This window comes from Streptomyces ipomoeae 91-03 (assembly GCF_000317595.1).
Taxonomy (GTDB): Bacteria; Actinomycetota; Actinomycetes; order Streptomycetales; family Streptomycetaceae; genus Streptomyces; species Streptomyces ipomoeae.
The window spans coordinates 13,751-32,855 of sequence record NZ_AEJC01000338.1; the positions used below are offsets into that span (position 1 = coordinate 13,751).

At 69.5% G+C, this 19,105-nt stretch carries 13 protein-coding genes and 2 rRNA genes; 3 read left to right on the top strand and 12 right to left on the bottom strand.

The window, feature by feature from the left end:
* The first annotated feature begins 225 nt into the window (after positions 1-225).
* On the top strand, positions 226-1,857 hold the full coding sequence (locus STRIP9103_RS22095) for a PucR family transcriptional regulator (protein WP_009318264.1): 1,632 nt from the start codon (positions 226-228) through the stop codon (positions 1,855-1,857).
* 17 nt (positions 1,858-1,874) lie between these two features.
* On the opposite strand, the gene STRIP9103_RS22100 is transcribed toward STRIP9103_RS22095, so the two are convergent.
* The 5 genes from STRIP9103_RS22100 to STRIP9103_RS22120 form a co-directional block, all read right to left on the bottom strand.
* On the bottom strand, positions 1,875-3,002 hold the full coding sequence (locus tag STRIP9103_RS22100; RefSeq protein ID WP_009318267.1) for a glycosyltransferase family 4 protein: 1,128 nt from the start codon (positions 3,000-3,002) through the stop codon (positions 1,875-1,877).
* Between the two features lie 249 nt (positions 3,003-3,251).
* Positions 3,252-4,994 carry a DNA repair protein RecN gene (gene recN / locus STRIP9103_RS22105; RefSeq protein WP_009318278.1) on the bottom strand — a complete coding sequence of 581 codons (1,743 nt, stop codon included), beginning with the start codon at positions 4,992-4,994 and terminating at the stop codon, positions 3,252-3,254.
* A gap of 173 nt (positions 4,995-5,167) precedes the next feature.
* A complete protein-coding gene (locus STRIP9103_RS22110) occupies positions 5,168-6,073 on the bottom strand; it encodes an NAD kinase (RefSeq protein ID WP_009318281.1) in 906 nt (301 codons plus the stop codon).
* Positions 6,070-6,885, bottom strand: a complete 816-nt coding sequence (locus tag STRIP9103_RS22115; protein WP_009318271.1) for a TlyA family RNA methyltransferase — start codon at positions 6,883-6,885, stop codon at positions 6,070-6,072. The genes STRIP9103_RS22110 and STRIP9103_RS22115 overlap by 4 nt, the downstream gene beginning before the upstream one ends.
* 29 nt (positions 6,886-6,914) lie before the next feature.
* Positions 6,915-7,307: a hypothetical protein gene (locus tag STRIP9103_RS22120; protein ID WP_086019294.1), complete on the bottom strand. Its 393-nt coding sequence runs from the start codon at positions 7,305-7,307 to the stop codon at positions 6,915-6,917.
* Positions 7,308-7,349: 42 nt separating this feature from the next.
* On the opposite strand from STRIP9103_RS22120, the gene STRIP9103_RS22125 reads away from it, so the two are divergent.
* Positions 7,350-7,697: an SCP2 sterol-binding domain-containing protein gene (locus STRIP9103_RS22125; RefSeq protein ID WP_009318265.1), complete on the top strand. Its 348-nt coding sequence runs from the start codon at positions 7,350-7,352 to the stop codon at positions 7,695-7,697.
* Here the strand turns inward: STRIP9103_RS22125 and STRIP9103_RS22130 are convergent.
* From STRIP9103_RS22130 to STRIP9103_RS22145, 4 genes are all read right to left on the bottom strand, one after another.
* Positions 7,681-8,595, bottom strand: a complete 915-nt coding sequence (locus STRIP9103_RS22130) for an ABC transporter ATP-binding protein (protein ID WP_048820746.1) — start codon at positions 8,593-8,595, stop codon at positions 7,681-7,683. The two genes, STRIP9103_RS22125 and STRIP9103_RS22130, sit on opposite strands and share 17 nt — an antisense overlap.
* A gap of 34 nt (positions 8,596-8,629) precedes the next feature.
* The gene (locus STRIP9103_RS22135; RefSeq protein WP_048820750.1) at positions 8,630-9,679 is read right to left on the bottom strand and encodes a FecCD family ABC transporter permease; all 1,050 of its coding nucleotides are present in this window, start codon (positions 9,677-9,679) and stop codon (positions 8,630-8,632) included.
* A gap of 11 nt (positions 9,680-9,690) precedes the next feature.
* Positions 9,691-10,734 (bottom strand): FecCD family ABC transporter permease, encoded by a 1,044-nt coding sequence (locus STRIP9103_RS22140; RefSeq protein ID WP_009318260.1) that lies wholly within the window; start codon positions 10,732-10,734, stop codon positions 9,691-9,693.
* 65 nt (positions 10,735-10,799) lie between these two features.
* Positions 10,800-11,828, bottom strand: a complete 1,029-nt coding sequence (locus tag STRIP9103_RS22145; protein WP_009318270.1) for an HAD hydrolase-like protein — start codon at positions 11,826-11,828, stop codon at positions 10,800-10,802.
* 137 nt (positions 11,829-11,965) lie between these two features.
* On the opposite strand from STRIP9103_RS22145, the gene STRIP9103_RS22150 reads away from it, so the two are divergent.
* Positions 11,966-13,258: a DUF1015 domain-containing protein gene (locus STRIP9103_RS22150; RefSeq protein ID WP_009318256.1), complete on the top strand. Its 1,293-nt coding sequence runs from the start codon at positions 11,966-11,968 to the stop codon at positions 13,256-13,258.
* Positions 13,259-13,345: 87 nt separating this feature from the next.
* On the opposite strand, the gene STRIP9103_RS49095 is transcribed toward STRIP9103_RS22150, so the two are convergent.
* The 3 genes from STRIP9103_RS49095 to STRIP9103_RS22165 all read right to left on the bottom strand — a co-directional run bounded on the left by STRIP9103_RS49095 (position 13,346) and on the right by STRIP9103_RS22165 (position 18,845).
* Positions 13,346-14,191, bottom strand: a complete 846-nt coding sequence (locus tag STRIP9103_RS49095) for a tetratricopeptide repeat protein (protein ID WP_234022261.1) — start codon at positions 14,189-14,191, stop codon at positions 13,346-13,348.
* A 1,310-nt stretch (positions 14,192-15,501) separates the two neighbouring features.
* Positions 15,502-15,618: ribosomal RNA gene (gene rrf, locus STRIP9103_RS22160) — 5S ribosomal RNA — on the bottom strand.
* 105 nt (positions 15,619-15,723) lie between these two features.
* Positions 15,724-18,845 (bottom strand): 23S ribosomal RNA (locus tag STRIP9103_RS22165).
* Positions 18,846-19,105 lie beyond the last annotated feature (260 nt).

Here is a 19,105-nt window from a genome sequence, read left to right on the forward strand (position 1 = left end):
CCGGGGCGCAGGCAGGCACACCGAGCAAGTGCTTGCGCCCACCGCGTCACAACTGCCGTAGCCGTCCCGGCGGCCCTGACTGCGTGCAGTCGTACCGCTGGGGCGATGGGGGAGGGTGGGCGCAACGGCACCCCGTGAGCGCCGGGCTGCGCGGCCTCCCCCCGCCCCGCACCGGCGCCGGGCCGTAGGTGCCCCGCGAACACACGCGCGGGTACCGTCCGGTTCATGGACACCCATGACAGCCGTGAGGCGCGGGGCGGTATCACCGTGCGGCGGGCGCTGGAGCTGCCCGGGCTGCGCGGTGGGCTGCCGGAGGTCCTGGCGGGCGCCGACCGGCTGGAGCGGACCGTGCGCTGGGTCCACGCCGGCGAGGTGCCGAACATCGCCTCGCTGCTCAAGGGCGGCGAACTGCTGCTGACCACCGGTTACGGCCTCGGCACCCGCCCCGCCGACCAGCGGGCCTTCGTACGGACGCTCGCCGCGCGCGGTATCGCCGCGCTCGTCGTCGAGCTGGGCCCGCGCTTCACCCGGCTTCCCCCGGCTCTCGTCGAGACGGCGCGCTCGGCCGGGCTCCCGCTGGTCCAGTTGCACCGCGAGGTGGCGTTCGTCACGGTCACCGAGGAGGTCCACACCGAGATCGTCAACGGCCACTACGCGCTGCTCCAGCAGGCCGAGGAGGTCCACCGGCGCTGCACGGAGGCGCTGCTCGGCGGGGGCGGGGTGCCCCAGGTCCTGGGCATCCTGGCGGACTTCAGCGGCAACCCGGTGTTCCTGGAGACCGCCGACGGGCAGCTGCTGTACGCCTCCGGGTCCGGACCGGCGGCCACCGATCCGCTGCAGGTGTGGGAGGGCATGCGCGGGCAGCACAAGGACGAGCCACCGGCCGGGACGACCATGGTCGACGTGCCCGGCGGCGGCCCGGGCACGGGCTCGGTACGGGCCCGGCTGGTCCTCCTGCCCGTCGTCGCTCCGCCGGCGCCCGTGCACCGGCTCGCGGCCGAGCGGGCGGCAGGCATCCTCGCCGTCGTGCTGATGCAGGCCCGCCAGGAGGAGGAGCTGGCGGCACGCGGGCGCGGCGACTTCCTCACCGACCTCGCCGAGGGCCGTATCCGCGCGGAGGACGCCCCCGCGCAGGCCCGCGTCCTGGGTTTCAAGCCGGGCGGCGGCCCCCTGCTGCCGGTGGTGATGCGGATCGCCGACGGCCTCTCCCCAGGGGGAGGCTGGGCGGTCCTGGCCCGTGCGGTGGCGGAGGAACTGGCCTCGGTGGGCGTACCCGTCCTGCTGGGCGTAAGGCCGGTGGAGGGCCGTGTTCCGCTGTTGCTGGGCCTGCGGACGGAGTCGGAGCGCCCGACGGTGGCCGACAAGGTCGCGGCAGCATTGCGGGCGGGCGTGGAGCGGGCCGGGATGCGCCGGCCGGGCGGGCGGCCCCCGGTGGTGGTGGTCGGGGTGCCCGGCGGCTGGGCTGCCGCCTCGGCGGGGCTCAGGCACGCGGCGGAGACGGCGACGGCCGCGCAGGGCCTGGCCGACCGCCCCTGGTACGACGCCCGGCGCCTGGACATCGACCTGCTGCTCTGGCGGCTGCGCGACCACCCCGACCTGGCCGCCTTCGTGGACCGCGCGATCGGCCCCCTCCGCGATCACGACGACCGCTCCAAGCCGGCCCTGCTGCCGACCCTGGAGACCTATCTGGCTCACGCCGGCCGCAAGGCGGAGACGGCCCGCGAACTCCACCTCAACCGCCAGACCCTCTACAACCGCCTCGCCCGCATCGCCGAACTCCTCGGCACCGACCTGGACGACCCCCAGACGGTCCTGGCCCTGAGCCTGGCCCTGCGGGCACGCAGACATGTGCCGTAGGCCAGGCCCCCGTCCTGTCAGGTGAGCGGCCTCAGTTGGGTCAACTCGTCGTAGACGCTCAGCACTTGGGCCACCGTCTCGTCCTCGGTCGGCCAAGTGGTCGTCTGCCGGGTGCCCCTGTCTTTCAGCGCCTCGCGATGGCCGGGGTCCTCCAGCAGACGTACGACGGCGTCGGCGAGGGCGCCGGAGTCGCCGTGCGGGACCAATTCGGCGCCGTCGCCGACCAGTTCGGGCACCGATCCGACGGCGGCGGCGACGAGCGGCACGCGCGCGTGGAGGGCTTCCTGGGCGAGGACGGGGCGGGCCTCGGGGCCGCCGGGCAGCAGCGCGACGTCGGCGGCGGAGACCAACTCGGAGACGTCGTCGCGCTGCCCGACGAGCCGTACGGGCAACTCCTCGTCCTCGATGCGCCGTTGGAGCACGCTCCGCAGCGGCCCTTCGCCGGCGATGACGAGCAGCGGGGCGGGGTCGAGCGCACGCCATTCCCGGGCGGCGTCGAGGAGTGTGTCGTACTCCCGGTGGCGGTCGAGGGCGCCGACGGCCATGAGCAACGGCCGGTCCGTGGCGCCGAGTTCGGCCCGGGCCTTGGAGTGGGACCGGTCCGGGTCGTCATCGGCGGGGCGAGGCCGGGGCAGGGCGACGGCGGCGAGCCGGGCGTCGCGCGCGCCCCGGCTACGGGCCCGGTCGACGAGTTCGGAAGAGGTCCCGAGCACCACGGCGGCGGCCTTGGCGACCCGCCGCTCCAACAGCCGCAGCAGATGCGCCCGCGCCCCCTCGGCGTACGCACGGGTGTGCCAGGTGACGACGAGCGGGGTCCGCCTGCGGCCCAGCGCGAGGGTGGCCCTGAACCCGGCGTGCAGCCCGTGCGCGTGCACGAGATCGGCGTCCGCGCAGGCGCTGCGCAGGGCGGCCACGGAGGCGGGGTCGCTGCTGCGGGGGACGGGCACGTACTGGGCGCCGACGGCGGCGAAGTCGTACACCCCGTCGCTCTCACTGGGGGCGCACACGGTGACGCGTACGCCCCGGGCGACGAGCCCCGAGGCCAGCGACCGCACATGCGCGCCGCTCACCGCGCTGCCGCCGAGCACTTGCACGGTTCGCAGCGGCGACTGGCCGTGCTGTGAGTGGCTGCTCACGTGGCTCACGTGGCCGGGGCTCCTGGTTCCGGGACGGACGATCACGAAGAAACGTACAGAAGGATCCGGCGGCGAAGGTGGACCGCGCGAATCCCATCTGCGTGGTCTGCGCAGCACGTCTTGCTACGTCGTACCTGTCCAAGGATGCCAGGCCGTGAGACCGTTCCGAGACCACCGGACACGGTCAAAGCCGGACCAATGGGCAACCCCACACCCGGAGTCACCCACATGGGTGAACCCCCGTACGAGGTTGCCCCCTTACGCGTCCGCGCGCGCCGTGGCCAGCAGTTCCTCCGCATGTGCCCGTGCCGTCTCGGAGTCCTCCTGCCCGGCGAGCATGCGCGACAGTTCGCGCACCCGTTCCTCGCCCTCCAGGACCTTCACGCCGGACCGGGTCACCGAACCGTCGTTGGTCTTCTCCACCAGCAGCTGACGGTCGGCGAAGGCGGCCACCTGCGGCAGGTGCGTGACGACCACGACCTGGGCCGACTTGGCGAGCCGGGCGAGGCGCCGCCCGATCTCGACGGCGGCCTTGCCACCGACACCGGCGTCGACCTCGTCGAAGAGATACGTCGGCACGGGGTCGGTGCCGGCGAACACCACCTCGACCGCCAGCATCACACGGGACAGCTCACCGCCCGAGGCCCCCTTGGCGATGGGCCGGGGCGGGGCCCCGGGGTGCGGGGCGAGGAGGAGTTCGACCTCGTCGACGCCCGACGGGCCGTAGGCGACCGTACGCCCGCCCACCTCGACGCCCTCGGGGTCGTCCGTCTGCCGGATCTCGAACGACACACGCGCGTGCGGCATCGCGAGGGAGCCCAACTCCGCGGTCACGGCGGAGGCGAACCGCTCCGCGGCCTCCCGCCGGGCGTCCGTCAGGGCCTGCGCGAGACCGCCCAGTTCGCTCCGCAGGGCGTCCCGCTCGGCGGTCAGCTCGTCGATCCGCTCGTCGTCGCCGTCGAGTTCGGTGAGCCGCTGCGCCCCCTGCTCGGCCCAGGACAGCACGGAGGCGATGTCCTGGCCGTACTTCCGGGTGAGCGCGTTCAGTGCGGCCCGCCGCTCCTCGACGGCCGCCAGCCGCCGCGGATCGGCGTCGAGGTCGTCGGCGTACCCCGCCAGCTCGCCGGCCACATCGCCCAGCAGGATCCCGATCTCCCCGATCCGGTCGGCGAGCGAGGCCAGCGCCGGGTCGTGCGACCGTACGGCCTCCAGAGCCCGGTGGGCGCCCGCGACGAGCGTCGCGGCGTCCACGCCCTCCGGGTCCTCGGGATTGCCCGCGAGAGCGGCGTGCGCGGCCGTCGCGGCGGACGCCAGCGCCTCCGCGTGCCCCAGCCGCTCGGCCTCCTCGGCCAGCTCCACGTCCTCGCCGGCCCGTGGTTCGACGCCCGCGATCTCGTCGAGGCCGTAGCGCAGCATGTCGGCTTCCTGGGCCCGCTCACGCGCGCGCGTGACGATCTCGTCCAGTTCGGCGGAGACGGCCCGCAGCCGCCGGTACGCCTCCCCGTACTTGGCGAGCGGTCCGGCCACCGCGTCCCCGGCGTACCGGTCGAGCGCGGCCCGCTGCCGGGACAGCTTCAGCAGCCCCTGCTGGTCGGTCTGCCCGTGCACGGCCACCAGTTCGTCGGCCAGCTCCGCGAGCACGCCCACCGGGACGGAACGCCCGCCGAGGTGCGCCCGCGACCGTCCCTCGGCGGAAACGGTACGGCTGATCAGCAGCGCCCCGTCGTCGAGTTCGGCCCCGGCCTCCTCGGCCCGTACGACCGCCGACGCGCCGTCGGGCACGGCGATCCGCCCCTCGACGACGGCGTTCTTCGCACCGATCCGCACGAGCGCCGGGTCCGCCCGCCCACCGAGCAGCAGACCGAGACTGGTGACGACCATGGTCTTGCCGGCACCCGTCTCACCCGTCACGGCAGTGAAGCCGGGCGACAGCTCCACGACCGCGTCGTCGATGACTCCGAGCGACCGTATCCGCATCTCCTCCAACACGGACACGACCATACGAGGTCGGGGGGAGGAAGTGCGACGCCCCCCGTCCCCAATGTCACCCCCGGGAGGTACAGCGCCCCCGAAAGGGGCGCGGGGCTGTGACATATGCGGCTCCGCCGCATGGGCGCGAGCGACCACTACGAACCCGCAGCCGCTGACGAGCCCCCGCCATCCCCCGCATCGCGCTAGTGCCGAGCCCCCCGCCACCCGGAAACGGGCAAGGCGAACTTGGCCACCAACCGGTCCGTGAACGACGCGTGGTGCAGCCGGGCCAACCGCACCGGCACAGCCCCTCGCCGCACCTCGACCCGAGCACCGGGCGGCAACTCAACCGTCCGTCGCCCGTCGCACCAGAGCACCCCAGGCGGAATATGAGGCAGCACCTCCACCGCGAGCACCGAATTCGGCGACGTCACCAACGGCTTGGCGAACAGCGCGTGCGCGCTGATCGGCACCATCAGCAGCGCCTCCACCTCAGGCCACACCACAGGGCCGCCCGCGGAGAACGCGTACGCCGTGGACCCGGTCGGCGTCGACAGCACGATCCCGTCGCACCCGAACCCGGTGACCGGCCGCCCGTCGATCTCCAGCACGACTTCGAGCAGCTTCTCGGCGCCTGCCTTCTGCACGGCCGCCTCGTTGAGCGCCCAGTCCGTGTGGACGATGTCCCCGTTCTGATGAACGACGACATCGACGGTCATCCGCTCCTCGACCTCGTACGACTTGCCGACCACCCGGTCGACGACCTTGTCGAGGTCGTCCCGCTCGGCCTCCGCGAGGAATCCGACGCTGCCGAGGTTGACGCCGAGCATCGGCACCCCGGAGGCCCTGGCGAACTCGGCGCCGCGCAGCAGCGTGCCGTCGCCGCCGAGGACGATGAGCAGCTCGCACCCGTCGAGGCACTGCGGAGTGGCCTCCTTGACCAGCTCCACCTCCTCGGGCACGGGGATGTCCTCCGCCTCGGCCTCCAGGACACGTACGCCGATGCCGTGGTGGAGCAGCCCCTTGACGACGAGTTCGGCACTGCGGATGGCCGCGGGCCGCCCGGTGTGGGTGAGCAGGAAAACTGTTCGAGTTCGTTCCTGGGTCAACGCGGCCCCTCCGCAACTGCTCGGTCGACGTCGGCCGGGTCCAGAACGGGTGCCCCGGCACGCAGCCACAGAAAGTACTCGACATTGCCCGAGGGCCCGGGCAGCGGGCTGGCCGTGACGCCGTTCACCCCGAGCCCCAACTCCCCGGCCCGCAGCGCCACTGAGCGCACGGCCTCGGCGCGCAGCTCGGGACTCCGTACGACTCCCCCACTGCCCAGCCGTTCCTTCCCCACCTCGAACTGTGGTTTGACCATCATCACCAGATCGGCGTCCGGCTTCACGCACCGCACCAGGGCGGGCAGCACCAGGCCGAGCGGGATGAAGGACAGATCCCCCACGACAAGATCCACAGGCTCCCCATCGATCGCTTCGAGCGTCAACTCGCGTACGTTCGTACGGTCCTTGACGGTGACGCGTTCATCGCTTCGGAGAGTCCAGGCGAGTTGTCCGTATCCGACGTCCACGGCGACGACGTGCGCGGCACCGGCCCGCAGCAGGACGTCGGTGAAACCGCCGGTGGAGGCGCCGGCGTCCAGCGCCCGCCGCCCCTTCACCACCAGCCCCCGCGGGACGAAGACCTCCAGGGCGCCGGCGAGCTTGTGGCCGCCGCGGGACACGTACTCGGGGTCGCTGTCGTCGCTCACGACGACGATCGCGGCGGCGGTCTCGACCTGGGTGGCGGACTTGGTCGCGACGGTCTTGCCGACGGTGACCCGCCCGGCGGCGATCAGCTGGCTCGCGTGCTCACGCGACCGCGCGAGCTTTCGCCGGACCAGTTCGGCGTCCAGACGGCGGCGTGCGACTCCTGCCACGGTGGGTTCAGCTCCTGCGGTCGTACGGACTAGACGGTGGGGCCCGAAGGGCCTCGTTGAGGAATGGTCGTCGGGTGACGGGCGGGCGGGGGCGCCGGAGGTCCCGGGCGGGCGTCGAGCGCGGTGAGCGCGTCGCGCAGCTCCCGGTGTACATCCTCGTACACCTCGACATGGCCGTCGGTGGCGAGGTGGTCGGCGTCGGACAGCCGGTCGAGGGCGGCGTCGACGTCCGGGTGGCCGGTGCCGGTGCGCGGCACGTTCAGCGGGGCCGGGGCGGCGGGGTCGTACTCGGGCCCGGCCGCGGCCTCCGTACCGGGAGCACCGGTCTCCGCGGCCGGAAGATCCGCCACCGTAGCCGGGGCGTCACCCTCCGGAATCGCCGCTTCCGCCCGGGCCTCGGCATCGGACACAGAGTCGCTCATGCCCAGACGCTACCTCGAAGCCCTGGGGTACCGTCGATCGCGATGGCCACGATTGAGGAGTGCCGCGCCGCACTCGACAAGCTCTCTGACAACATGCGGAACGCCGACGGGGACGTGCGCGCAGCCGCCGCCCTGGACCGGTCGTTGAGCTGCCGTATCACCGACCTGGACGTCACCTTCGTCGGTCGCCTCAAGGACGGCGGCATCGAGGTGCTGGACATCCTCCAGGGCCCACCGCCGGAGAAGGCGGCGATCCGGCTGACGATGACCGGTGACGACCTGGTCGCCATGGTCAACGGCGAGCTGAACTTCGCCAGGGCCTGGGGTGCGGGCCGGGTGAAGCTGGAGGCCGGCTTCCGCGATCTGCTCCAGCTCAGGAAGCTTCTGTAGCGACGGTTTCCTTGGCGACCGCATCGGTCGTGACCGCTTCCTCGCCGGCCGTCTCCTTGCCGCCGGCGCGTGCGCGTCCCTTGCGGGCCGCCGGCACGACCAGCGGGGTGCCCGTCTCCGGGTCGTCGATGACCTGGCAGCGCAGCCCGAAGACCTCCTCGACCAGTTCGGCGGTGACGATCTCGCAGGGCGCGCCCTCGGCGATGACCTCGCCGCGGCGCAGGGCGATGAGGTGAGTGGCGTACCGGGCGGCGTGGTTGAGGTCGTGCAGTACGGCGACCAGTGTGCGGCCCTGCTCCTCGTGCAGCTCGGCGCACAGGTCGAGCACGTCGATCTGGTGCTGGATGTCGAGGTAGGTGGTCGGCTCGTCGAGCAGCAGCAGCGGGGTCTGCTGGGCGAGGGCCATGGCGATCCAGACGCGCTGGCGCTGACCGCCGGACAGCTCGTCGACGTAACGGTCGGCCAGCTCGGCGACCCCGGTGGACTCCATCGACTCCCGGACGATCCGCTCGTCCTCGGCCGACCACTGCCGCAGCAGCCCCTGGTGCGGGTACCGGCCGCGGCCCACCAGGTCTCCCACGGTGATCCCGTCCGGCGCGATCGACGACTGCGGCAGCAGCCCCAGCGTCCGAGCGACCTTCTTCGCGGGCATCGACTGGATGACCTGCCCGTCGAGCAGCACCCGCCCCTGGGACGGCTTCAGCATCCGGGAAAGGGCACGCAGCAGCGTGGACTTGCCGCAGGCGTTGGGGCCGACGATCACGGTGAAGGAGTTGTCGGGGATCTCCACCGACAGCTGCTCGGCGATCACCCGCTGGTCATAGGCGAGGGTGACGTTCTCGGCGGACAGGCGATTCACAGTGCTCCTCTTGTTGTTCTCGTTCGCCGACGCGCTCATATCCGTCCGGCCCTCTCTCCAAGGGACGCGGGGCTCATATCCGCCCGGCCTTCCGCTCGGTGACCAGCAGCCACAGCAGATAGACACCGCCGAGCACACCGGTGACGACACCCACGGGCAGCTGGTCGGCCCCGAAGACCCGCTGCGAGGCCCAGTCGGCGACGACCAGCAGGGTCGCGCCCATGCACAGCGAGGGCACCAGGTTCGGTCCCGGTGAGCGGGTCAGCCGCTTGGCGAGCTGGGGCGCGGTGAGGGCGACGAAGCTGACGGGTCCGGCCGCCGCGGTGGCCCCGGCGGTGAGCAGCACGGCCGACACCATCAGCAGCAGCCGTACGCGCTCGACGCGCACCCCGAGGGCGTACGACACGTCGTCGCCCATCTCCATCATCCGCAGCCCGCGCGCGTTGGCGAGCACCAGCGGCACGAGGATCGCGCACATGATCAGCAACGGCCGGACCTGGTCCCAGTCGCGGCCGTCGAGGGAGCCGGTCATCCACACGACCGCACGGCCCGCGTCGACGAGGTCGGCCTTGGTGATGAGATAGCCGTTGACCGCCGTGACGACGGCGGAGACACCGATACCGACCAGCACGAGCCGATAGCCGTGCACGCCCCGCTTCCAGGCCAGCAGATAGATCGCGAGACCGGTGGCCAGGCCTGCCACGAGCGCTCCGAGAGCGACCTGCTCCGCGCTCCCGGAGAACAGCACGATCATGATCAGCGCCCCGGCGGTGGCGCCCTGGGAGAGGCCGAGCACGTCCGGACTGCCCAGCGGATTGCGGGAGATGGACTGGAACAGCGCCCCGCCGAGCCCGAGCGAGGCCCCGACCAGCAGCCCGACCAGGACCCGCGGCAGCCGCAGCTCGTTGACGATGAACTCCTGGCCCGCGTCCCCATTGCCGACCAGCGTCCTCAGGACGTCGGCGGCCGGGATCGGGAAGTCGCCGGTGCCGATCAGTACGACACTCGCGGCGAGCGCGACCACCAGCAACAGGGCGACGACGGTCAACGCCCGTACGTCGAGGCGGACCGACAGCCCACCGGGGGTGCGCACGGCCCGGTTGCGTACGGCGGGCCTGTTCATGACCTGCGTCTTCACAGCTGCGTCGTCCTTCGCCGTCGTACGAGAAAGATGAAGACCGGCCCGCCGAGGATCGCGGTGACGATGCCGACCTGGAGCTCGGCGGGCCGTGCGACGATCCGGCCGAGGACGTCGGCTCCGAGCAGCAGCACGGGCGACAGGACGGTCGCGTAGGGCAGGATCCAGCGCAGGTCGGGCCCGGTGAAGGACCGTACGACGTGCGGGACCATCAGCCCGACGAAGACGATCGGCCCGCAGGCGGCGGTCGCCGCACCGCAGAGCACGGTGGCGGCGGCCATGGACAGCGCCCGGGTGCGGTTGAGGTTGGCGCCGAGCGCGCGGGCGGTGTCATCGCCCATGGCCACCGCGTTGAGCGGCCGGGCGAGGAGCAGCGCGACGACCGTGCCGACCGCGAGGAACGGCAGGACCTGAACGATGGTCTCGTCGGTCGCCGAGGCCAGCGAACCGACCGTCCAGAAACGCATCTTGGACAGCGCCGCGTCGTCCATGATCATCACGGCCTGGAGATAGCCGTAGAGCGCGGCGCTGATCGCCGTACCGGCCAGCGCGAGCCGCACCGGTGTCGCCCCCCGGCTGCCGCCGAGGAACCACACCAGCGCCCCGACCCCGGCCGCGCCGAAGAACGCGAACCACACGTACCCCGTCAGTGAGGTGACGCCGAAATAGGTGATGGCGGTGACCACCGCGGCGGACGCGCCCGCGTTGATGCCGAGCAGCCCCGGGTCGGCCAGCGGATTCCGGGTCAGCGCCTGGAGTACGGCACCGGCCAGGCCGAGCGCGGCTCCGGCGAGCAGCCCGAGGAGGGTGCGCGAGATCCGCTCCCCGACGACGACATCGCCGTACGTGCCCGTGTCCTGGAACAGACCGTGCCAGACCTGTTCCACGGACAGCGCCTTGGCGCCGATCGCGATGCTCGCCAGCGCGACCAGGACCAGGATCAGGACGGACACGAGGAGACCGACAGGACGTATCGCCCGACGGCTCGGGGGCGCGGGAGCGGTCTCCGCGCTCGGTTCAGGGGGACTGTCGACCAACATCCAGTTAGGTTAGCCTATCCTCCCTTTTGGCTCGATCCCGTCCTGGAAAGCCTCCTGTCCGGGCGTCACAACCCCAGCCGCGCCAGCGCTTTCCCTCCGTCCAGCCCGCACGAGCCCTCCCCGGCCGCCGTCCACGCCGCCGCGCACAGCGCCCGCAACCCGTCGAGGGCCTCGCCCTCGCCGTCCAGTTCCAGCCGCTCATTGCCCGCCGTCGCCGTCCAGCCGCCACAGCGGAAGCCCGCGCCCACCTCGACGACCTCCGGCTGCCCGGTGAGCAGCCCCCGCAGATCGGCGTCGACGTACGTCGGCCGGTGCTGCGGCGGAGCGGCCAACAGCTGTGCGCCATCGGTCACCCCGGTCAGCACGAGCAGCGAGTCGACGTTCCCGTTGAACGCCCCCTCGATGTCCGTGTCCAGCCGGTCCCCGACCACCAACGGCCGCTGGGCACCGGTGCGCAGGATCGTCTCCCGGTGCATCGGCGGCAGCGGCTTGCCCGCCACCTGCGGCTCGGCACCGGTGGCTGTCCGCACGACCTGCACCGCCGCCCCGTTGCCGGGAGCGATCCCCCGCGCGCTGGGAATCGTCAAATCAGTGTTGGAGGCGAACCACGGCACCCCGCGCGCGATGGCGTAGCAGGCCTCCGCGAACCGCCCCCAGGGCAGCTCGGGTCCGCCGTACCCCTGCACCACCGCCACCGGCTCGTCCTCGGCCGACTCGACCGGCTCCAGCCCCCGCTCGCGCAGCGCGACCCGCAGCCCCTCGCCGCCGATGACCAGCACCCGCGCCCCCGTGGGCACCTGCTCGCTGATCAGCCGGGCCACGGCCTGCGCCGAGGTGATGACGTCACCGGCCTCCGTCGGTATCCCCAGCGCCGTGAGATGCGCGGCGACCGTGTCGGGCGTCCGCAGCGCGTTGTTCGTGACATACGCGAGACGCATGCCGCCCGCGCGGGCCGCGCCGAGGGACTCGACGGCGTACGCGATCGCGCTCCCTCCCGCGTACACCACCCCGTCCAGGTCGAGCAGCGCCGTGTCGTACGCCTCGCTCAGGGCCTGCCCACTGCTGTCGGGCCGCGTCCTGACTGCCTGGCTCATCGCTCACCGCTCCTTGCTCGATCGTCGCTCACGCGACCCTACGCACTCGCCCGTCAATCGTCTCGATCTCTGCCCCGATCATCGCGCATGCCACTGACACACACCCCCACGAGCGCCGACCCACATACGATGCACGAATGAACAACGCAGGTCCCGCGGAGGCGATCCCGGCGCGCAGCGGCCTCGAACTGACCCCGTTCCGGGGCCTTCGCTACGACCCCGACCGGGTCGGCAGCCTGGCCGCCGTGACATCCCCGCCGTACGACGTGGTCGTACGGCCGGACGGTCTGCTCCAGCTCGAATCGGCCGACCCGCACAACATCGTCCGCCTCATCCTCCCCCAGGCCGGTACGCCCGCCGCTCGCAACGAACAGGCGGCCGACACCCTGCGCCACTGGCTCTCCGAGGGCGTCCTGGCCGCCGACACCGAACCAGGTCTCTACGTCTACGAGCAGGCCGACGGCACCATCCTCCAGCGTGGCCTCATAGGCGCCCTGCGTCTCTCGGAGCCCACCGACGGCGTGGTCCTCCCGCACGAGGACGTCATACCCCACGTCATCGCGGACCGCGCGGCCCTGATGCGCGCCACCTCCACCAACCTCGAACCCCTGCTCCTCACCTACCGGGGCAACGGCGCCACAACGGGCGCGACAGCCGTGGTCGAGCGCACCACACAAGGCCCACCGCTCCTGTCCACGACCACGGAGGACGGCTTCCACCACCGTCTGTGGGCGGTCACCGACTCCGCCGACCTCGCCGAGATCCAGTCGGACCTCGCCCACCACCAGGCCCTCATAGCCGACGGCCACCACCGCTGGGCGACGTATCTCCGTCTGCGCGCGGAGCATCCTTCCCCCAGCCCCTGGGACTACGGCCTGGTTCTCCTCGTGGACACCGTCCGCTACCCCCTCCGCGTCCGCGCCATCCACCGCCTCCTGCACCGACTGCCACTGGCCGACGCCCTGACCGCCCTCGACGGCCTCTTCCGCGTACGACGCCTCGACGTCCCGCTCCCCGAGGCCCTGGAGTACCTCGCCGACACGGCCTGCGCAGGCAACGCCTTCCTCCTCGCCGGCGACGGCGCCTTCCACCTCGTGGACCGCCCGGACCCGGACCTCCTGGCCCGTACGATTCCCGCCGACCGCCCGCCCGCCTGGCGCACCCTCGACGCGACGGTCCTCCACGCCACACTCCTCCACCACATCTGGCGCATCCCCGAGAACTCACCGGAGCACATCGCCTACATCCACGACACGGCGGCCACCGTGGAGAAGGCCGAACGCGACGGTGGCACAGCCGTTCTGATGCACCCGGTCCGCGAGGAGGTCGTACGCAACCTGGCCCGCCAGGGCATCAAGATGCCCCGCAAGTCCACGTCGTTCGGCCCGAAGCCGGCGTCGGGACTGGTGCTGCGCACGCTGGAGCTCTGAGGAAACCCCGCCGCACAACGGCCGGCATACGACGAAGGGGCGGGACCCGTCGTACGGATCCCGCCCCTTGCTCACACCGACCGGACGTCAGTCCTTGTGAACGTCGACCTCAGCCGCACGGTCACTGTCGCTGTCACTGTCCTTCTCTGCTTCGACGATGTCGAGGTCATCGTCGTCGCTGTCGCCATCGACGTCGACATCTACATCCTTGTCGTCCTCGACGTCCTGGACGCTCTGGTCCTCGTTCTCGTTCTCGTCGAGGGCGTCGACGAACTCGACACCGTCCAGCTCGGCGAGCCGGTCCGAGGCATCCGTGCTGCCGTCCTTGTCGGACTCGACGGCCTTGGCGAACCACTCGCGCGCCTCGCCCTCACGCCCTGCAGCGAGCAGCGCGTCGGCGTAGGCGTACCGCAGCCGCGCGGTCCAGGGCTGTACGGAGTTGGAGGCCAGCTCGGGGCTCTGCAGGGTCACGATGGCCGCGTCGAGCTGCCCCATGTCCCGCCGCGCACCGGCGGCCACCAGCCGCATCTCGACCTGCCCGGCCTTGTCCAGCTTGTGCACCTCGGGCGCCCCGGCCATGTCCAGCGCCTTCTCGGGCCGCCCGAGCCCACGCTCACAGTCGGCCATGACGGGCCACAGGTCCACATTGCCGGTCATCCGCCGAGCGGCCCGGAACTCGGCGAGCGCCTCGCTGTACTTCTGGCTCGCGTACGCCGCGAAGCCGGCCGCCTCCCGTACGGCGGCGACACGCGACGCCAGCCGCAGGGCCACCCTGGAGTAGCCGTACGCGCCCTCGGGGTCCTCGTCGATGAGCCGGGCCACCATCACCAGGTTCTTGGCGACGTCATCGGCGAGCGTCTTGGGCAGGCTCTGCAGCTCCTGCCGTACGTCCTTGTCGATCTCCTCGCCGGTGACGTCCTCGGGGATCGGCAGCCGCTTGATCGGCTCACGGTCCCGGTCCCGGTCATCACGGAAGCGCCCACCGCCACGCCGGTCGTCGCCCCTGCGGTCGTCCCGGCCACGGAAGCCACCAGGCCGACCGCCCCGGTCGTCACGCCGGGGCCCACGGCCACGGTCATCGCGACCACGCTCGTCCCGGCCACGGAACCCGCCGCGCTCACCACCACGGCTGTCGTCCCGTCGGAAGCCCCCGCGCTCGTCGTCGCGGCGGTACGAGGGGCGATCGCCCTCACGCCGGTCACCACGGTCGTCACGCCGGAAGTCATCACGGCGCTCATCGCGACGATCGTCACGGCGCTCGTCACGGCGGAAGTCATCACGACGGTCGTCGCGGCGCTCGTCACGGCGGAAGGCCGGACGGTCTCCGTCACGGCGGAAGTCGTCGCGCCGGTCGTCACGGCGGAACGCCGGACGCCCACCGCGGTCGTCTCCACGCCGGTCATCGCGGCGGTCGTCCCGCCCGCGGAAGCCGCCCCGCTGCTCGCCACCGCGATTGTCGTCACGGCGGAAGCCGCCGCGCTCGTCGTCCCGACGGTACGAGGGTCGGTCACCACGGTTGTCGTCCCGACGGAAGCCCCGGTCGCGGTCGTCGCGGCGGAAGCCACCCCGGTCCCCGTGGTCGCGTCGGTCGTCCCTGCGGTCATCACGCCGGAATGCGGGACGGTCGTCACGACGGAACGACGGACGGTCGTCACGACGGCCGAAGCCACCGCGGTCGTCGTCGCGTCGCTCATCGCGACGGTCATCGCGGCGGAAGCCGGGACGGTCCCCGTCGCGCCGGAAGCCACGGTCCCCGCCACGATCGCGGTCGTCGCGACGCGGTCCGCCGGGTCGGTCGTCACGCCGGAACGCAGGACGAGGCCCTCGGTCGCCCTCGCGACGGTCGTCCCGCCCACGGAACCCGCCGCGCTCACCACCACGGCTGTCGTCCCGCCGGAATCCACCGCGGTCGTCCCGCCTGTCATCACCGCGTCGGTCATCGCTGCGGCGATCGTCTCGACGCCCGTAACCACCACGGTCGTTGCGGTCGTTGGCGCGCCGTTCGCTGTCCCGGCGCGGTCCACCGCGGTAGCCGCCACGGTCACCACTGTCCCGTCGCCGCTGGTCGCGCTCCGGTCGATCGTCGGGAGAGTTGGTGGACATGGTGACTCCTGTCTTCGGTACCGCAAGTCATTCTCGCGCAGCCGGGTACCCGGCGCGCTCCGGGCTGTGTTTGTTTCAGAACAGCAAAAAGGACCCCTGGTCCCAGCTGTACGCTGGTGACCAGGGGTCCTTCAAAGATTGTTCGGCGGCGTCCTACTCTCCCACAGGGTCCCCCCTGCAGTACCATCGGCGCTGTAAGGCTTAGCTTCCGGGTTCGGAATGTAACCGGGCGTTTCCCTCACGCTATGACCACCGAAACCCTAATGGTTTCGAGCGAACAAGCACACTCTTCTGTTGTGTGGTTCTGCTCTGGCCGACAACCGTTCGTTGTCTCAGAACTAACACAGTGGACGCGAGCAACTGAGGACAAGCCCTCGGCCTATTAGTACCGGTCACCTCCACACGTTACCGTGCTTCCAGATCCGGCCTATCAACCCAGTCGTCTACTGGGAGCCTTACCCCATCAAGTGGGTGGGAGTCCTCATCTCGAAGCAGGCTTCCCGCTTAGATGCTTTCAGCGGTTATCCCTCCCGAACGTAGCCAACCAGCCATGCCCTTGGCAGAACAACTGGCACACCAGAGGTTCGTCCGTCCCGGTCCTCTCGTACTAGGGACAGCCCTTCTCAAGACTCCTACGCGCACAGCGGATAGGGACCGAACTGTCTCACGACGTTCTAAACCCAGCTCGCGTACCGCTTTAATGGGCGAACAGCCCAACCCTTGGGACCGACTCCAGCCCCAGGATGCGACGAGCCGACATCGAGGTGCCAAACCATCCCGTCGATATGGACTCTTGGGGAAGATCAGCCTGTTATCCCCGGGGTACCTTTTATCCGTTGAGCGACGGCGCTTCCACAAGCCACCGCCGGATCACTAGTCCCGACTTTCGTCCCTGCTCGACCCGTCGGTCTCACAGTCAAGCTCCCTTGTGCACTTACACTCACCACCTGATTGCCAACCAGGCTGAGGGAACCTTTGGGCGCCTCCGTTACCCTTTGGGAGGCAACCGCCCCAGTTAAACTACCCATCAGACACTGTCCCCGATCCGGATCACGGACCCGGGTTAGACATCCAGCACGACCAGACTGGTATTTCAACGACGACTCCACAACCACTGGCGTGGCCGCTTCACAGTCTCCCAGCTATCCTACACAAGCCGAACCGAACACCAATATCAAACTGTAGTAAAGGTCCCGGGGTCTTTCCGTCCTGCTGCGCGAAACGAGCATCTTTACTCGTAGTGCAATTTCACCGGGCCTATGGTTGAGACAGTCGAGAAGTCGTTACGCCATTCGTGCAGGTCGGAACTTACCCGACAAGGAATTTCGCTACCTTAGGATGGTTATAGTTACCACCGCCGTTTACTGGCGCTTAAGTTCTCAGCTTCGCCACCCCGAAGAATGACTAACCGGTCCCCTTAACGTTCCAGCACCGGGCAGGCGTCAGTCCGTATACATCGCCTTACGGCTTCGCACGGACCTGTGTTTTTAGTAAACAGTCGCTTCTCGCTGGTCTCTGCGGCCACCCCCAGCTCAGGATGTAAAACCCATCACCGGGTGTGGCCCCCCTTCTCCCGAAGTTACGGGGGCATTTTGCCGAGTTCCTTAACCATAGTTCACCCGAACGCCTCGGTATTCTCTACCAGACCACCTGAGTCGGTTTAGGGTACGGGCCGCCATGAAACTCGCTAGAGGCTTTTCTCGACAGCATAGGATCATCCACTTCACCACAATCGGCTCGGCATCAGGTCTCAGCCACACGCACGACGGATTTACCTATCGCACGGCCTACACCCTTACCCCGGGACAACCACCGCCCGGGATGGACTACCTTCCTGCGTCACCCCATCACTCACCTACTAACCGCTTGGACCGGCGGCTCCACCACTCCCCTCAACTCCGAAGAGATCAGGGCGGCTTCACGGCCTTAGCATCACGATGCTCGATGTTTGACGCTTCACAGCGGGTACCGGAATATCAACCGGTTATCCATCGACTACGCCTGTCGGCCTCGCCTTAGGTCCCGACTTACCCTGGGCAGATCAGCTTGACCCAGGAACCCTTGGTCAATCGGCGCAAACGTTTCTCACGTTTGTATCGCTACTCATGCCTGCATTCTCACTCGTCAACCGTCCACAACTACCTTCCGGTGCTGCTTCACCCGGCAGACGACGCTCCCCTACCCATCACGATCCCCGTTGGGGGCACATATCGCAATGACACGACTTCGGCGGTACGCTTGAGCCCCGCTACATTGTCGGCGCGGAATCACTAGACCAGTGAGCTATTACGCACTCTTTCAAGGGTGGCTGCTTCTAAGCCAACCTCCTGGTTGTCTCTGCGACTCCACATCCTTTCCCACTTAGCGTACGCTTAGGGGCCTTAGTCGATGCTCTGGGCTGTTTCCCTCTCGACCATGGAGCTTATCCCCCACAGTCTCACTGCCGCGCTCTCACTTACCGGCATTCGGAGTTTGGCTAAGGTCAGTAACCCGGTAGGGCCCATCGCCTATCCAGTGCTCTACCTCCGGCAAGAAACACACGACGCTGCACCTAAATGCATTTCGGGGAGAACCAGCTATCACGGAGTTTGATTGGCCTTTCACCCCTAACCACAGGTCATCCCCCAGGTTTTCAACCCTGGTGGGTTCGGTCCTCCACGAAGTCTTACCTCCGCTTCAACCTGCCCATGGCTAGATCACTCCGCTTCGGGTCTTGAGCGCGCTACTACACCGCCCTGTTCGGACTCGCTTTCGCTACGGCTACCCCACCCGGGTTAACCTCGCAACACACCGCAAACTCGCAGGCTCATTCTTCAAAAGGCACGCAGTCACGAGATGAAAGCAAGCTTCCATCCGACGCTCCCACGGCTTGTAGGCACACGGTTTCAGGTACTATTTCACTCCCCTCCCGGGGTACTTTTCACCATTCCCTCACGGTACTATCCGCTATCGGTCACCAGGGAATATTTAGGCTTAGCGGGTGGTCCCGCCAGATTCACACGGGATTTCTCGGGCCCCGTGCTACTTGGGTGTCTCTCCAACGAGCCGTACAGATTTCAGCTACGGGGGTCTTACCCTCTACGCCGGACCTTTCGCATGTCCTTCGCCTATCCATACGGTTTCTGACTCGTCCCACGGCCGGCAGACCGTGAAAAAGAGATCCCACAACCCCCACGACGCAACCCCTGCCGGGTCTCACACGCCATAGGTTTGGCCTCATCCAGTTTCGCTCGCCACTACTCCCGGAATCACGGTTGTTTTCTCTTCCTGCGGGTACTGAGATGTTTCACTTCCCCGCGTTCCCTCCACTTGCCCTATGTGTTCAGGCAAGGGTGACAGCCCATGACGACTGCCGGGTTTCCCCATTCGGACACCCCCGGATCAAAGCCTGGTTGACGACTCCCCGGGGCCTATCGCGGCCTCCCACGTCCTTCATCGGTTCCTGGTGCCAAGGCATCCACCGTGCGCCCTTAAAAACTTGGCCACAGATGCTCGCGTCCACTGTGCAGTTCTCAAACAACGACCAACCACCCGTCACACACCACATCACGCGGTGCTACACCGGGGCCGGCATCGTGAAGGGCAAGCAACGCTCGCACCCTCAGACACCCAACAGCGTGCCCGGCACGACCAGCCGACCAGATCAGCGTTCCACGCCCCCAGCAGGGGCAGTACTAGCGCCTGGTCCGTCCCGACCGTGCCGAATAATCAACGTTCCACCCATGAGCTGACCACCGCCAGACA

Coding starts and splice junctions, on each gene's coding strand:
- STRIP9103_RS22140 (WP_009318260.1), bottom strand. CDS start 10,734: ATGTTGGTCGACAGTCCCCCTGAACCGAGCGCGGAGACCGCTCCCGCG.
- STRIP9103_RS22120 (WP_086019294.1), bottom strand. CDS start 7,307: ATGAGCGACTCTGTGTCCGATGCCGAGGCCCGGGCGGAAGCGGCGATT.
- recN (WP_009318278.1), bottom strand. CDS start 4,994: ATGGTCGTGTCCGTGTTGGAGGAGATGCGGATACGGTCGCTCGGAGTC.
- STRIP9103_RS22130 (WP_048820746.1), bottom strand. CDS start 8,595: ATGAGCGCGTCGGCGAACGAGAACAACAAGAGGAGCACTGTGAATCGC.
- STRIP9103_RS22150 (WP_009318256.1), top strand. CDS start 11,966: ATGAACAACGCAGGTCCCGCGGAGGCGATCCCGGCGCGCAGCGGCCTC.
- STRIP9103_RS22095 (WP_009318264.1), top strand. CDS start 226: ATGGACACCCATGACAGCCGTGAGGCGCGGGGCGGTATCACCGTGCGG.
- STRIP9103_RS22135 (WP_048820750.1), bottom strand. CDS start 9,679: ATGAACAGGCCCGCCGTACGCAACCGGGCCGTGCGCACCCCCGGTGGG.
- STRIP9103_RS22145 (WP_009318270.1), bottom strand. CDS start 11,828: ATGAGCCAGGCAGTCAGGACGCGGCCCGACAGCAGTGGGCAGGCCCTG.
- STRIP9103_RS22125 (WP_009318265.1), top strand. CDS start 7,350: ATGGCCACGATTGAGGAGTGCCGCGCCGCACTCGACAAGCTCTCTGAC.